Consider the following 13,611-nt stretch of genomic DNA (forward strand, 5'->3'; position numbering starts at 1 on the left):
ACACTATGAACTTCCACCAGTATTACCCCGTCGACATCGTCAACGGCCCCGGTACCCGCTGCACCCTGTTTGTCTCCGGGTGCATCCACGAATGTCCCGGCTGCTACAACAAAAGCACCTGGCGCGTGAATTCCGGCCAGCCGTTCACCGCCGAAATGGAACAGCGGATCATCGACGATCTCAACGATACGCGCGTCAAGCGCCAGGGGATCTCGCTTTCGGGCGGCGATCCGCTGCACCCGCAAAACGTGCCGGCGATCCTCAGGCTGGTGCAGCGCATTCGCACCGAGTGCGCGGGCAAGGATATCTGGGTCTGGACCGGCTATAAGCTGGATGAGCTGAACGATGCCCAGCGGGAAGTGGTGGATCTTGTCAACGTGCTGATCGACGGCAAGTTTGTGCAGGATCTGAAAGACCCAATGCTGATCTGGCGCGGGAGCAGCAATCAGGTTGTGCATCATTTGCGTTGAGCGCTACTGGCTCAAAACCGACTCAAACTCTCCATCGCCACGCTTTTGAATGCCGCAAAGTCGCGGCAGCCGCAGAGCCGCGTCACCGCCCGTTCGCGCAGAAAGTTGACGAAGATATCGTAGATCGCCATCGCCTCTTCGTATTCGCTTTTGCTGATCGCCAGCAGGAAGATGACGTGGGCGGTTTCATCTCCCCACTGAATGCCGTGCGGCGCGAGGACGGTGTAGACCACGGTTTTTTGCGCCAGCAGGCCGAGGGAGTGCGGTAGCGCGATGCCGTCGCCCAGCAGGGTGCTGACAATGGCTTCACGCTCCACCACCGAATCGAGAAACTCTGCGCCGACAAAGCCCTCGTCCTGCAGCTGAGCGCACAGCTCCTGGAACAGCGTCTGCTGGTCGATGGGTTGCTCGATGATGCGAAAATGGCTGGCGTCGAAGTACTTCTCCAGCATCCACGGACGGGTTCTGTCCACCAGCACCAGCTTACCAATCTGCTCCAACTGATACTCGGTGGGGAACGGGGCGATGGTCACCACCGGCTTGGCCTTTTCGGCGATCCGCGCGGTAGAGATCACGAAGTCCTCGCTGATGCTCTCCATCAGCTCGTATTCCCGCAGGGTCAGGGTACGGCTGACCTCCACCTGCGGGTATTTGCGCTGCAATACCGCCTCGATCATCCGCACCATTGCATTCCCGGCGTCGCACACCAGCAGCACCCGCGGCTGGCGCTGATAGCCGATGTTGTAATGGCGCTCCAGCCCGACGCCGATGTGCAGCACCAGGAAACCAATTTCGTTTTCACTGATCGCATACGGGGTGTATTTCCCCCAGCCCGACACCGCTGCCAGGGTCATGTCCCAGGCCATCGGGTAGTGCTGCTTGATGTTATCCAGCAGCGGATTGGGGATCATGATCTGATAGCGCACGCGGGTGATCATGGTTTTTATATGGGTCAGTAAATCGGCGTGCAGCTGGGTATCGCTGAGCAGGTTGTAGTTATATTGCGTGTTGATGTAGCGCAGGATGTAGTTCACCAGCGCCTCTTCATCATCGGCGTTAATCGCACTCGGGGAGATCTCCTGCACCTGACGGGCGGCGATATGCACGCACAGCCAGTTCTCTTCCGAAGGCGAGAGCGCTTTATCGGCCAGTTGAGCGATGGCACTGGCGATGTCCCGCGCGGCATCGCGCACGTTGTCGGCCACCTCCTCTGCACTGAACTCCGGCAGCGGATAGCCTTCGCTGATGCGCCGCACCGACACCGCGCAGTAAAGACGTAAAAACAGCTCGCCTTCATCTGTCAGGCGAATTTGGTGGCGAGTACAGGTCTCGTGCAGCACCCGCACCAGCTGTTCAGGCACCCCGGCGTTGAGCGCCACTTCGGTGACCAGCGGATTCAGGCTGTCCTGCTGGGCCAGTTTCCACAGCAGGTCGGTCAGGCAGGCGCGGATCGCCATCTCGCTGCCAAACAGCTTCATGCCGTGGCGCGGACGGGTCTCCAGCGTCAGATGATAGCGCTGGAACCACTCCCGCACGTCTGCCATGTCGCTTTGCAGCGTGGCGCGGCTGATAAACCACTCATCGGCCAGGTCTTCCAGCTTGAGCGAAAAGGCCGCCGTGAGAAAACGCACCACCAGATAATGCACCCGCTCCGGGCCGCTGCGCGGGATGCGTATTGCCCGGGGATGTGCGTCCTGCAGCAGTTGATAGCGGGCGACATCGTCGATTTTAAGCTGATAGCCATTGCCCCGGCTGAGGATAAACTGCACCCCGTGATCCGCCAGCAGCGCATTCAGGGCGGTAATATCTGCCCGCACGGTGCGCGTGGATACCGACAACCGTTGCGCCAGCTCGTCCTGAGGCAGCGTTTCGTTTTGCAACATCTCATACAGTTGCGCTAAACGCGGGTTCGCAAATCGCACGTCGGTATCCTTTTAGGGCTCAGGGTTGGAGGGCAAAAACTACTTTACCCACTTCTTCGTCATGTCCAGCAGCGTTCGCACATCTTCCGGGCGGGTGTTGCCGCTGGCGCTGTCGATAATTGAACTATAGATATGCGGAATGATTTTGCTTACGCCCGCCTCCAGCGCAATGTGCAGGATTTCTTCGTAGTTTTCCAGATCGATGCCGCCGGTTGGCTCCAGCCAGAAGTCATGACGGGCGCAGGCCTCGGCCACCGCCTGGTATTCATCTCGACATTTCAGGCCGCCCATCGGGAAGTATTTGATCGAGCTGCCGCCAAAATCTTTCAGCAGGGCAATCGCCGTCTCCACCGGCACAATGCCGTCCGGCGCGGTGCTGCTAAGCGGCCCGGTGGAGATTTTCACCAGGCCCGGCGTGCCGGTTGGCGACACCAGACCGTTGACCACCGAGTCGTTCTGGCCGAGCAGCGCGCGGCTGGTCGCCACGCCGGTAAAGACCTGGTTAACGTGCTGGGGCTGCACCTGGCGGGCGATTTCGCTCACCATCGCCGACTGGTTCGGATCGCCCGCGCCCAACCCGACGGAGAGGGCGTTATCGATAAGCGCCGCGTACTCGCGCATATCTGCCACTGCGCTTGCCACGTCCGGGTAATTTTTAGAGAGCACACCCACCAGCACATGGCCTTCTGCCGCCTCATAAATGGCGCTGGCGTTGGCTTTGGAGCCGGCCAGCACGTTCAGGCAGACGCGGTCACGGTAAAAATTGGGGGTCAGTTTCATGCCTGTTTCTCCTGGCCTAATACTTCGCTGATGCGGCGATAGACAATATTCAGTTGGTCAGCGTTAACGCTGCGCACGTCCGCTTCGATGATCCCTTCGTTGGCTTTATACCCCCGGAAGTAGATAGCGTATTCGCCCTGCTTGAGCTGACTGACCAGCTCGCCGGTGCCGATGCCGGTCACGCCTTCGTTGAAGGCGATCTCCGCCCGGGCAATATCACGCCCGGCGCTGTCCCACACCACGCGGGCAGTCACACCGTCGAGGGTATTCAGCGCGTCGATAAATGGCGTCATCTTCGCCACCATCTCCGCCCCACTCTCTTTGGTCGCCGTCAGGTAGTGTTCGATGGCGCAGGTCAGGCCGAGAATGCCCTCTTTGCCCACTTTCATCGCCCGGCCAATGCCCGCCGTCTGGCGCTTCACCCACTCAACGTACTGGGTTTTACCGATCACCAGCCCGCTGGTGGGTCCTTCAATTGCCTTCGCGCCGCTGTAGATCACCAGGTCCGCGCCGGAGCGGTAGTAAACGTGCAGATCTTCTTCGGCCGCTGCATCGACGATTAAGGGCAGGTTGTGTTTACGCGCCACGACGGCCGCCTGCTCTACGCTGAGCATGCTTTTCTGCACGCAGTGGTGGGATTTGATATACAGGATCGCCGCCGTGCGCGGGGTGATCGCCGCCGCCAGCTGATCGGCGGAGCATTCGTTGGCGTAGCCCGCTTCCACCAGCCTGCCGCCGCCCAACGCCACCATGGAGCCCACCGGGGCACCAAAGTTGACGTTATGGCCTTTCGGCAGCACGATTTCGTTATTCTCAATCGGGGTGACGTGCAGGTTTTCCAGCAGCCAGTCGCTGTCTTTCACCAGCACCGCCGCCACCGACTGGGCAATGCCCGCCGAGGCGCAGGAGACGACGGTTGCCCCTTCCACGTCCAGCAGGTTAGCAATGTACTCCCCGGTTTTGTTGACCAGATCCTTCATCTCGAAGTACTGGTTCATGCCGTCCATCGCCGCCTGCACCACTTCCGGACGCGGGGTAGAGACGCCCAGCGCCGTCATGCGGCCCGAGGTATTAATGACCTGTTTTAAATGGTATTTCTCATAAATCGAAGACATGTTCCGTTCTCCCTTGTTCGGTCATGTAGCCCTTGCCCGCCCGAATGGCGGCCAGCGGCACCAGAATATGTTCAGCCTGCAGGCTGTCGTTGTCAGCATCCACCAGCAACGTCGGCTGGCGTTTAATCGTGAACAGCGTCAGATCGGCATCCAGCCCCGGCTGAATGCGCCCTTTACGCGCCAGGCGCAGGCCGTCGGCAGCGTGGGCGGTGACGCAGTCAATCACCTGCGGCAGCGACAGGCCGATGGCGAGGAATTTCGACATCACGCTCGCCAGACTGCCCACCGGGCCGTTAAGGCGGTTGCGGCAGTAAATATCCGAGCTGATGGTGTGCGGCAGAATGCCCAGCGCGATGGCGCGCTTCGCCACCTCAAAGCTAAAGCTCGCCGTACCGTGGCCGACGTCCAGACGCACGCCACGCTTAAGCGCACGGGTGACGGAGGCACGCAGCTCGCCGGTCGGGGTCAGAATGCGGTTGGGTTTGCCGTTATAGCAGTGGGTAATGATGTCGCCGGAACTCAGCAGATCGGCAATCTCATCGAGGTTCGGCGGGTTGTTGCCGATGTGCACCATCAGCGGCAAATCGCCGTTGGCTTTTTGCATCGCTTTGCCGCGCTCCAGCGGGGTAATACCGTTATCGCCCACCACGCTGCTGCTCATGCGCGCTTTCAGGCCGACGATAAAGTCCGGGTGACGGGCCACCGCCTGCTGCACCGCCCCGGCGTCGATATTGTTCATGTCCGCCAGCTCGTTCTGGGCAATCAGCCCCACACGGGAGATGTTCAGCAGGGCATAAACCTCGGTGGCCGCCTGGCGGGTAATGGCATAGAAATCATCCACGTCGTCGGCCCCGGTGCTGCCCGCATCAACCACGCTGGTGACGCCGGTGGCAATACCGACGCTGTCCGGCTCATCAAAGTAGATGGGGGAGTTCGGGTAGCAGTGGACGTGGGAATCAATCCAGCCTGCGCTGACGTACGTTTCCCCGTTCAGCTCAACGGTGCGATGTGCGGGATCGGTGATGTCGCCAACCGCCGCAATCTTCCCGTCCTGAATGGCGATATCGGTCAGGGTATCGTCGGTGAGGCGCGCACGGCGCAGGAGTAAATCAAACATACAACTCTCCTGTTGAAGCGGGCGCCGAAGCGCCCGTTGAGATTAGATCGCCACCGGGAACAGCGAACCGAGGATCATCGCCCCAAGGATCGCGCCGCCGGTAATCGGCTTCTGCCAGAGGTAGAACAGCAGGGCACCCACCAGCGAACCGATGCCGATAGGAATCGAGGCGGTCATCGCGCTGAGGATAATCAGTGGCCCGAGGAAGCGGCCGGAGGCGTTACCGGCCCCCATCATCACGTCTGCCCCGTAGGTGGAGTCGCTCTGGTTGATGGTGAACTTACGCGCCAGAATGATCAGGTAGCCAATCGCCAGACCAATCACCAGGCCGGTCACTAACGAGGCCGCGAAGTTGGCCACCGGGAAGACAATGCCCGCCCCCAGCAGCAGCGCCGGAACCCCAAGGCCGACCCCGGTCTGGATGGCCCCGCCGATATCGAGGATCCCTACCAGCGAGCCTTCGATAATGCGTGCAAACAGGAAGCTGGCACCAAAGGCCGCCACCGCGCCGTACACACCGGTGTCGATACCGGCTTTCAGCATCGCCACGAAGGCCACTTCGTTAAACGCGCCGATGCCGTACAGGTAGTACATGTGCGTCCCGGCGAACACGCCGGAAGAGAGCAGGCCAACGAAGATCGGGAACGACCAGTCGGCATACCAAAAACCTTTATTCTGTTCCATTGCGAGGCTCCTGTTACTTGCCGCTGAGCGAGTTATGGATCATGTCGAGCCAGTTCGGCACGGTCAGATGGAAGGATTCGATCATCTTCATGTCGAAGCCGCGGAAGAAGCCGCTCAGGACGAACAGCACCACGATGGCGCCCATCATCACTTTGGTGATGCGGTTCCAGCCGCTCTCTTCCACGCCTTTGCCGATCAGAATGCCCAGCACCAGACCCGGCACGGCGTTACCCATAATCAGCTGCGCTGCGCCGCCAAACACGGTGGCCCAGAAGCCCGATTTTTTGCCTGCGTCAATCGCCGCCAGCCAGAAGATCACCGGCATCACCGTGTTAACCAGCAGATTCGCCGCCGGAACCAGCACCTTCACGGCCGTCACCTGCAGTGCTGCTGGCACCGAGGAGGCTGTCAGATTCAGGAAAGTGACCACCAGCATGCCGATCACGCCGCAGGCGATGGCCATTTTCTTCGGATCGTGCAGCGTCTCGCCGACGTTGCGGTTTTTCAGCATCAGTGCCGCGGCACCCCAGTTAGGGATGATGCGATGGTCCACGTCCTGGGTGAACGCACCCGCCGCCACCGACGAGGCCCAGGCGTTAAAGAAGAATCCCAGACCGAAGGAGAAGTGAGAAGCCGGATCGCCTTCACAGGAGTTCAGCTCCCCCAATGTACGAAACGCGCCCATACCTTGTGTGGTAGGCGCATGAAACATGCGTGCAGCCCCGGCACCCACACCGACGCCAACCAGGCCGCCGATGATGAGCGATTTTATTAAAATTATCAGGAACATCTGTCTGCCCTTTTAGTCATTTCAGCGTTGCGTGACAAAATCGACCTTATCAAGGTTGATGGCGGTCACGTTGACGGTCACGTCCAGCTCCACGCTGTAGGTGCGTCTTTCCCGGCGCAAAAAGAAAAACAAAAATGCCTCTTTGCGTACCGCTTCTCGCGCATGAATAACCTGCACGTCCTGTGGCTCTATGCGCAGTAGGATATGGGGCGAGGCTTTCATCACCTCAGCCTGTACGTGGTTCAGTGCGTCAGCAAAGGCGCGGGCTTTCGCCTCGCCTTTGCCGCTCACTCTCACCCTGGTGGTGAATTGTTCTTTCATGCTTATGCGCCGTACTTCTTCTGCCACGCCAGCACCAGACGCTCGCCCAGCTCTTCTTTGTCCATAAAACCAAACCCGAGCACGTTGTTGCCTTCGTTGATGGCTGTGACGCCCTCTTCCACGGAACGCATACCGTATTTCGCTTTGTAGCCGTGCTTCGTCTGGGCGGTGATTGCACCCGCGCCGCCGCTGCCGCAGAAGGAGATACCGAAGGTGGCGTTTTCGGCTTTCATCACGTCACCCAGCTTCATGTCTGCCGCCACGCCCGGTACCACCACCGCACGGCCGCCCGCTTTTTCAACGCCTGCGGCCACTTTCTGCCCTTTACCCAGGCGATCGCCAATCACGACTGTAATCTGTTCCATCTTGTGCTCCTTAAAGGTTATCTTTCGCGACTTCGAAGTGAACGGAGAGCAGCCAGGCCTCTTCATCAGGAAGATTGCCAAACTGGGCCACCACTTCGCGGGCCAACGACATTGAATCAGGTGAAATTTCGTCAAACAGATCCGCTTCGACCTCCGGTAACGGCTCGCCGGTCACCGACCGGTGCGCCATCGCCCGAACGTGGGAGGTCAGCATTTGTTCCTGAACGGCATTGGGGAGGATGTGGTGGTCGCCCAGCAGGGCAAAAACCTGCTTCAGCATGGTGTCGGCAAGCTGTTCCGTTTGCGCCGCCTGGTCTCCAACGTCGTTTATTACCGTTCCGTTAATCACTGGTCTTATCCCGTTAATGGCTCTGGAATAAAACTAACGCTGGAGGTTAATAGTTTGTAGCGAGTTGTTTTCCACTTCGAAGTGGAAAGGGAGGCGGTGCCAGTGATCTGTGCCACATTATTGCGCTGAATATGTATTATCAGCTGGCTTTACGTGATGAATATCACGCTATTCGGCGGCAAATGAAGGGGAGGTAAAGTGGAATCGTTGACCAACGGAGGCACAGAAATGTGATGTGGATAAGGTTTTCTTATTACGTTGCAGCAAACAAAACGGGGGCATGACGCCCCCGTTGATGATGTCGGGTGAGACTAGCGGAACTTTTTGTGGTTTTCGTTGCGCGTGGCGACGAATCCATCAGCCGCGGCCTGGGCTTCTTTCACTTTGCCTTCGCTGGCAAGCTTCAGAGCACCATCAATTTGGCCGACCAGTACGTCAAAACCGTGACGATAGTCTTTCATCTCCGCGCTGTCAGCAGCCTTACCTTCCAGCTTCGGCGGGGTATCCTTTTGCGCATCCAGCGCTGCGGTCCGCATTTTGGTTAAGGCAGATTTCATCTCATCCGCATTATCCGTTTTCTGCACCACCTTCAGGTTATCGCTGAGGGTGTGCATATTGTCTTCCAGATCGGCAGCAAATACCGACGAACTCAGCACCAGCGATGACGCCGCGAGGATAGCTAACAGGTTTTTACGCATTGCTCACTTCCTTTTTTATTATGAAAAAAAAGCGCACCGGAGTGCGCTTGAATGTTACTGGCCGGCGATCTTCATCTCCGGTAACAGCACTGAACCACACTGAATATTGCTACGGGTCTCAATATCGTTGCCGACGGTCACGATATTGCGCCACATATCTTTTAAGTTGCCGGCGATGGTAATTTCGCTCACCGGATACTGAATTTCACCGTTTTCTACCCAGAAGCCGGACGCGCCGCGGGAGTAGTCGCCGGTCACGCCGCTGACGCCCTGCCCCATCAGCTCGGTCACCACCAGCCCGGTGCCCATCTCTTTCAGCATCTGCTCAAAGCTCAGGCCACGGCCAGGAATGCGCCAGTTGTGGATGCCGCCCGCGTGACCGGTGCTTTGCAGTCCCAGCTTGCGTGCGGAATAGCTGGTCAGCAGCCACTGGGTCAGAATGCCGTCCTTGATAATGTCACGACGCTCGGTGCGCACGCCTTCGCTGTCGAACGGCGTTGAGGCCAGCCCTTTCAGCAGGTGCGGATGCTCTTCAATGGTCAGCCATTCCGGCAGGATCTGCGTGCCCAGCGCGTCGAGCAGGAAGGTCGATTTTCGGTAAACCGCACCGCCCGCAATTGCGCCGACCAGATGGCCAAACAGCCCGGTCGCCACTTCATTGGCAAAAATAACCGGTGCTTTCATGGTAGACAGTTTTCGCGGCGCGAGACGGGACAATGTGCGTTTTGCGCACTCTTCCCCTACCCACTCCGGCGACTGCAGATCGCCCAGCGCGCGGCCAATGGTGTAGGCGTAATCACGCTCCATGTCGCCGTTCTCTTCAGCAATGACGCAGCTGGAGAGCGAGTGGCGGGTGGAGCTGTAGCCCTGCAGCATGCCGTGGCTGTTGCCAAACACTTTAATACCGTAATGGCTGTTAAAGCTGCCGCCTTCGGTATTGGTGATGCGTTTATCTGCCTTCAATGAGGCCTGTTCGGCGCGGGCTGCCAGTTCGATAGCCTCGTCAGGCGAAACTTCTGCCGGGTGAAACAGATCCAGATCCGGGGCCTCAAAGGCCAGTAATTCTCTGTCTGCCACGCCCGCATAGGGGTCAGGAGAGGTGTAGCAGGCGATATCCAGCGCCGCCTGCACGGTGCGTGCAATGGCATCGGGACTTAAGTCAGTCGACGAGGCGCTGCCTTTACGGTTCTGGTGATAAACAGTAATCCCTAAGGCGCCATCGCTATTAAATTCAACGGTTTCCACTTCACCATAGCGTGTGCTGACGCTGATGCCGGTGGTTTTACTGACGGCGACTTCTGCCCCGTCTGATTTCGCTGACGCCAGCTCAAGGGCCATGGAGACGGCGTTTTCCAGTGCTTTACGCTGCGCTGCAACTTGTGAGATCACTTTCATCGTAAATGCCATAATGTAAGGTGTAGTTAGCTGAAGTCTAACAGAGAACCGTTTCTCAGTACGCGTCTAAACTGGTAACATTAGCCTCTTTTTTTAAGGAGCCTGACATGACTAAGCAGCCCGAAGACTGGCTCGACGACGTTCCCGGTGATGACATCGAAGACGAAGATGATGAGATCATCTGGGTCAGTAAAAGTGAAATTAAACGCGACGCCGAAGAGTTAAAACAGCTTGGTGCGGAGATAGTAGAACTCGGTAAGAACGCGCTGGATAAAATCCCGCTCGATCCCGATCTGCGTGCCGCCATCGAACTGGCACAACGCATCAAGAAAGAGGGCCGCCGTCGCCAGATGCAGCTGATTGGCAAAATGTTGCGCCAGCGCGATGTGGATCCGATCCGTCAGGCGCTGGATAAGCTCAAAAACCGCCACAACCAGCAGGTTGCCCTGTTCCATAAGCTGGAACAGATCCGCGATCGTCTGATTGAGAATGGCGATGATGCCGTAGCAGAAGTGCTGAACCTGTGGCCAGATGCCGATCGTCAGCAGTTGCGATCCCTTATCCGCAACGCGCAGAAAGAGAAAGAGGCGAATAAGCCGCCGAAGTCCGCGCGTCTGATTTTCCAGTATCTGCGCGAGCTGGCGGAAGCCGAAGCCTAATGCGCTCGCGTTGCGCCTGCTGTTTGCCGGATGGCGGTGTAAACGCCTTATCCAGCTGACAAAAACAAGCCCGGTAAGCGTTACGCTACCGGGCTTTTTATTACGCTGTCGCGGTGGCTTTCTTCGCCAGCCCGTCGAGCAGCTTCTGATGGATACCACCAAACCCGCCGTTGCTCATCACCAGAATGTGATCGCCCGGCTGCGCGGTTTTCACCACCATCTCCGCTAAAGTATCGACGTCGGCATGCCAGAACGCCGGCTGGATGCACGCGTCCGCCACTTCCGCCACCTGCCACGGAATATGCTGTGGCTGCAGCAGGAACACTTCATCCGCACGGCCTAACGACGGCGCCAGGTCATCTTTGCAGATGCCCATTTTCATGGTGTTCGAACGTGGCTCCAGTACCGCCAGGATCCGCGCCGTCCCGCCCACTTTGCCGCGCAGCGCGGCCAGAGTGGCCAGAATCGCGGTCGGATGATGGGCGAAATCGTCATACACCGTTACGCCGTGGGCTTCGCCACGCAGCTCAAGACGGCGACGGGCATTGATGAAGGTGTCCAGCGCCTTCGCCGCATCGGCAGGCAGCACGCCCACATGACGCGCCGCGGCAATCGCCATCAACCCGTTATGCATGTTGTGTTCACCCACCAGCGCCCATTTCACTTCACCGACTTTTTCGCCATCCAGCAGCACTTCCCACTGGGAAGCATCGTTGGTCAGCTTTTTCGCCTGCCAGTGGCCCTGCTCGCCCACCAGCTCCTGCTCGCTCCAGCAGCCCATCGCCATCGTCTGTTTCAGATTGATGTCGTTTTCCGGCAGGATGATGCGCCCCTGACCCGGCACAATGCGCACCAGATGGTGGAACTGCTTCTGAATCGCTTTCAGGTCGTCGAAAATATCGGCGTGATCGAACTCAAGGTTATTGAGGATCAGCGTTCGCGGACAGTAGTGAACAAACTTGGAGCGTTTATCAAAGAATGCACAGTCGTATTCGTCCGCTTCGATGACAAAGAACGGGCTGTCGCCCAGACGCGCAGAGACCTCAAAATTGCCCGGCACACCGCCGATCACAAAGCCTGGCTGGTAGCCGCAGGCTTCGAGGATCCAGGTCGCCATCCCGGCGGTGGTGGTTTTGCCGTGCGTCCCGGCCACCGCCAGCACCCAGCGGTCGCGCAGCACGAAATCATGCAGCCACTGTGGGCCGGACTGGTACGGAATATTGCGTTCCAGCACTGCCTCTACGCAGGGATTACCGCGCGTCATCGCGTTACCGATAATCACCAGATCCGGCTGCGGTTCCAGCTGGCTGGCATCATATCCCTGAATGAGTTCGATCCCCTGGCTCTCCAGCAGCGTGCTCATCGGCGGATACACATTGGCGTCCGAACCTGTCACTTCATGACCCAGAGCGCGCGCCAGCATTGCCAGGCCGCCCATGAAAGTGCCACAAATCCCCAATATATGAATGCGCATACGTCATAATCCTTCTTCAATGTGGCGCACATTTTACGCATATGTCAGCAGCAGAGGAACGCATTTCAGGAAAATCTGTATCTAGCTGGCGCGATTCACCTCTGCGTAATTATTTGAATGTTTGTTAAGATTGTTTGGCATCAACAACTTTACTCCACATCCAATGCAGGGAAGAGTTATGAAAACGTTAGGTGAATTTATTGTCGAAAAGCAGCACGAGTTCTCTCATGCGACCGGTGAACTCACTGCTTTGTTGTCGGCAATAAAGCTGGGCGCCAAGATCATCCACCGCGATATCAATAAGGCCGGTCTGGTCGATATCCTGGGTGCCAGCGGTGCTGAAAACGTTCAGGGCGAGGTTCAACAGAAGCTCGATCTGTTCGCAAATGAAAAACTGAAAGCGGCACTGCGTGCGCGCGACATCGTTGCGGGGATCGCCTCTGAAGAAGAAGATGAAATCGTCGTCTTTGAAGGGTGTGAACATGCCAAGTATGTCGTACTGATGGATCCACTGGATGGTTCATCTAACATCGACGTTAACGTCTCTGTCGGCACTATCTTCTCCATTTACCGCCGCGTTACCCCAGTCGGCACGCCGGTCACTGAAGAAGATTTCCTGCAGCCGGGCAACAAGCAGGTGGCCGCGGGTTATGTGGTCTATGGCTCCTCGACCATGCTGGTGTACACCACCGGCTGCGGCGTGCATGCCTTTACCTACGACCCGTCGCTGGGCGTATTCTGCCTGAGCCAGGAGCGTATGCGCTATCCGCAGAAAGGCAGCACCTACTCCATCAACGAAGGGAACTACATTAAATTCCCGTCGGGCGTGAAGAAGTACATTAAATTCTGCCAGGAAGAAGATACGCTGACCCAGCGCCCGTATACCTCGCGCTATATCGGTTCCCTGGTGGCGGATTTCCACCGCAACCTGCTGAAGGGCGGGATCTACCTCTACCCAAGCACCGCAAGCCATCCGAACGGTAAGCTGCGCCTGCTGTATGAGTGCAACCCGATGGCCTTCCTTGCGGAGCAGGCGGGCGGTAAAGCCAGCGACGGCAAAGAGCGGATTATGGATATCATGCCGGAAAGTCTGCACCAGCGCCGTTCGTTCTTCGTCGGCAACGATCATATGGTCGACGATGTTGAGCGTCTGATCCGTGAATACCCGGACGCGTAATTTTTAAAATACGAACAGGGGCCTTCGGGCCCCTTTTTCTTATCTGTTGAAATTTTATTACCAGTACTATTATTAACATCCATCAAATATTTAATAATAACAATTCATATGCTAATTAATTGATAAATAAAAACACCCCGCGCAAAATTTATTAATTTACCCGCGGGATCATAAAATACGCCTGGCGATATTTAATGAACTGTACGCTCACTTCAATGCTGAATCGACTCACGCCATCCGGCGGTGCAGAGGCCCACAGGCGGCATCAATCCATCCCCGCGTAATCAGCTGCATA

The 13,611-nt window shown here is 57.6% G+C and carries 15 protein-coding genes; 3 read left to right on the top strand and 12 right to left on the bottom strand.

Going from position 1 to position 13,611, the window contains the following annotated elements; all coding sequences use genetic code 11:
* Positions 1-5 precede the first annotated feature (5 nt).
* Entirely contained in the window at positions 6-470 is a 465-nt protein-coding gene (gene nrdG / locus ACRDD5_RS19735; protein WP_438677752.1) for an anaerobic ribonucleoside-triphosphate reductase-activating protein, read from the top strand.
* An 11-nt stretch (positions 471-481) separates the two neighbouring features.
* On the opposite strand, the gene ACRDD5_RS19740 is transcribed toward nrdG, so the two are convergent.
* From ACRDD5_RS19740 to pmbA, 11 genes are all read right to left on the bottom strand, one after another.
* The gene (locus ACRDD5_RS19740) at positions 482-2,392 is read right to left on the bottom strand and encodes a BglG family transcription antiterminator (protein ID WP_438677753.1); all 1,911 of its coding nucleotides are present in this window, start codon (positions 2,390-2,392) and stop codon (positions 482-484) included.
* 39 nt (positions 2,393-2,431) lie between these two features.
* The gene (gene dagF / locus ACRDD5_RS19745) at positions 2,432-3,172 is read right to left on the bottom strand and encodes a 2-dehydro-3-deoxy-phosphogluconate aldolase (protein ID WP_271283244.1); all 741 of its coding nucleotides are present in this window, start codon (positions 3,170-3,172) and stop codon (positions 2,432-2,434) included.
* Positions 3,169-4,287, bottom strand: coding sequence for a DgaE family pyridoxal phosphate-dependent ammonia lyase (locus ACRDD5_RS19750; protein WP_438677754.1), 1,119 nt, complete (start codon positions 4,285-4,287; stop codon positions 3,169-3,171). The genes dagF and ACRDD5_RS19750 overlap by 4 nt, the downstream gene beginning before the upstream one ends.
* Positions 4,271-5,404, bottom strand: coding sequence for an amidohydrolase/deacetylase family metallohydrolase (locus ACRDD5_RS19755; protein ID WP_438677755.1), 1,134 nt, complete (start codon positions 5,402-5,404; stop codon positions 4,271-4,273). Before ACRDD5_RS19755 ends, ACRDD5_RS19750 begins: the two co-directional genes overlap by 17 nt.
* Positions 5,405-5,446: 42 nt before the next feature.
* Complete coding sequence (locus ACRDD5_RS19760) at positions 5,447-6,088, bottom strand: DUF4310 family protein (protein WP_271283247.1); 642 nt, start codon at positions 6,086-6,088, stop codon at positions 5,447-5,449.
* A 13-nt stretch (positions 6,089-6,101) separates the two neighbouring features.
* Positions 6,102-6,878, bottom strand: coding sequence for a DUF4311 domain-containing protein (locus tag ACRDD5_RS19765; protein WP_271283248.1), 777 nt, complete (start codon positions 6,876-6,878; stop codon positions 6,102-6,104).
* 21 nt (positions 6,879-6,899) lie between these two features.
* Positions 6,900-7,199, bottom strand: coding sequence for a DUF4312 family protein (locus tag ACRDD5_RS19770; RefSeq protein WP_271283249.1), 300 nt, complete (start codon positions 7,197-7,199; stop codon positions 6,900-6,902).
* A gap of 2 nt (positions 7,200-7,201) precedes the next feature.
* Positions 7,202-7,564: an SFCGS family glycine-rich protein gene (locus ACRDD5_RS19775; RefSeq protein WP_271267962.1), complete on the bottom strand. Its 363-nt coding sequence runs from the start codon at positions 7,562-7,564 to the stop codon at positions 7,202-7,204.
* A gap of 10 nt (positions 7,565-7,574) precedes the next feature.
* On the bottom strand, positions 7,575-7,913 hold the full coding sequence (locus tag ACRDD5_RS19780) for a glycine dehydrogenase (RefSeq protein WP_271283250.1): 339 nt from the start codon (positions 7,911-7,913) through the stop codon (positions 7,575-7,577).
* A 311-nt stretch (positions 7,914-8,224) separates the two neighbouring features.
* A complete protein-coding gene (gene cybC, locus ACRDD5_RS19785) occupies positions 8,225-8,611 on the bottom strand; it encodes a cytochrome b562 (RefSeq protein ID WP_271283251.1) in 387 nt (128 codons plus the stop codon).
* 54 nt (positions 8,612-8,665) lie between these two features.
* A complete protein-coding gene (pmbA, locus tag ACRDD5_RS19790) occupies positions 8,666-10,018 on the bottom strand; it encodes a metalloprotease PmbA (RefSeq protein ID WP_271283252.1) in 1,353 nt (450 codons plus the stop codon).
* Positions 10,019-10,113: 95 nt separating this feature from the next.
* Between pmbA and yjgA the strand changes: the two genes are divergently transcribed.
* Positions 10,114-10,665, top strand: a complete 552-nt coding sequence (gene yjgA / locus ACRDD5_RS19795; RefSeq protein WP_271283253.1) for a ribosome biogenesis factor YjgA — start codon at positions 10,114-10,116, stop codon at positions 10,663-10,665.
* A gap of 100 nt (positions 10,666-10,765) precedes the next feature.
* Here the strand turns inward: yjgA and mpl are convergent, their stop codons facing one another.
* Positions 10,766-12,139, bottom strand: a complete 1,374-nt coding sequence (gene mpl / locus ACRDD5_RS19800) for a UDP-N-acetylmuramate:L-alanyl-gamma-D-glutamyl-meso-diaminopimelate ligase (protein WP_438677756.1) — start codon at positions 12,137-12,139, stop codon at positions 10,766-10,768.
* A 178-nt stretch (positions 12,140-12,317) separates the two neighbouring features.
* On the opposite strand from mpl, the gene fbp reads away from it, so the two are divergent.
* The gene (gene fbp, locus ACRDD5_RS19805) at positions 12,318-13,316 is read left to right on the top strand and encodes a class 1 fructose-bisphosphatase (protein WP_438677757.1); all 999 of its coding nucleotides are present in this window, start codon (positions 12,318-12,320) and stop codon (positions 13,314-13,316) included.
* Positions 13,317-13,611 lie beyond the last annotated feature (295 nt).

Origin of the sequence: Silvania sp., assembly GCF_051656365.1 — a bacterium.
GTDB classification, from domain to species: Bacteria; Pseudomonadota; Gammaproteobacteria; order Enterobacterales; family Enterobacteriaceae; genus Enterobacter; species Enterobacter hatchlandensis.

Coding starts and splice junctions, on each gene's coding strand:
- nrdG (WP_438677752.1), top strand. CDS start 6: ATGAACTTCCACCAGTATTACCCCGTCGACATCGTCAACGGCCCCGGT.
- dagF (WP_271283244.1), bottom strand. CDS start 3,172: ATGAAACTGACCCCCAATTTTTACCGTGACCGCGTCTGCCTGAACGTG.
- ACRDD5_RS19750 (WP_438677754.1), bottom strand. CDS start 4,287: ATGTCTTCGATTTATGAGAAATACCATTTAAAACAGGTCATTAATACC.
- ACRDD5_RS19755 (WP_438677755.1), bottom strand. CDS start 5,404: ATGTTTGATTTACTCCTGCGCCGTGCGCGCCTCACCGACGATACCCTG.
- ACRDD5_RS19760 (WP_271283247.1), bottom strand. CDS start 6,088: ATGGAACAGAATAAAGGTTTTTGGTATGCCGACTGGTCGTTCCCGATC.
- ACRDD5_RS19765 (WP_271283248.1), bottom strand. CDS start 6,878: ATGTTCCTGATAATTTTAATAAAATCGCTCATCATCGGCGGCCTGGTT.
- ACRDD5_RS19770 (WP_271283249.1), bottom strand. CDS start 7,199: ATGAAAGAACAATTCACCACCAGGGTGAGAGTGAGCGGCAAAGGCGAG.
- ACRDD5_RS19775 (WP_271267962.1), bottom strand. CDS start 7,564: ATGGAACAGATTACAGTCGTGATTGGCGATCGCCTGGGTAAAGGGCAG.
- cybC (WP_271283251.1), bottom strand. CDS start 8,611: ATGCGTAAAAACCTGTTAGCTATCCTCGCGGCGTCATCGCTGGTGCTG.
- pmbA (WP_271283252.1), bottom strand. CDS start 10,018: ATGGCATTTACGATGAAAGTGATCTCACAAGTTGCAGCGCAGCGTAAA.
- yjgA (WP_271283253.1), top strand. CDS start 10,114: ATGACTAAGCAGCCCGAAGACTGGCTCGACGACGTTCCCGGTGATGAC.
- mpl (WP_438677756.1), bottom strand. CDS start 12,139: ATGCGCATTCATATATTGGGGATTTGTGGCACTTTCATGGGCGGCCTG.
- fbp (WP_438677757.1), top strand. CDS start 12,318: ATGAAAACGTTAGGTGAATTTATTGTCGAAAAGCAGCACGAGTTCTCT.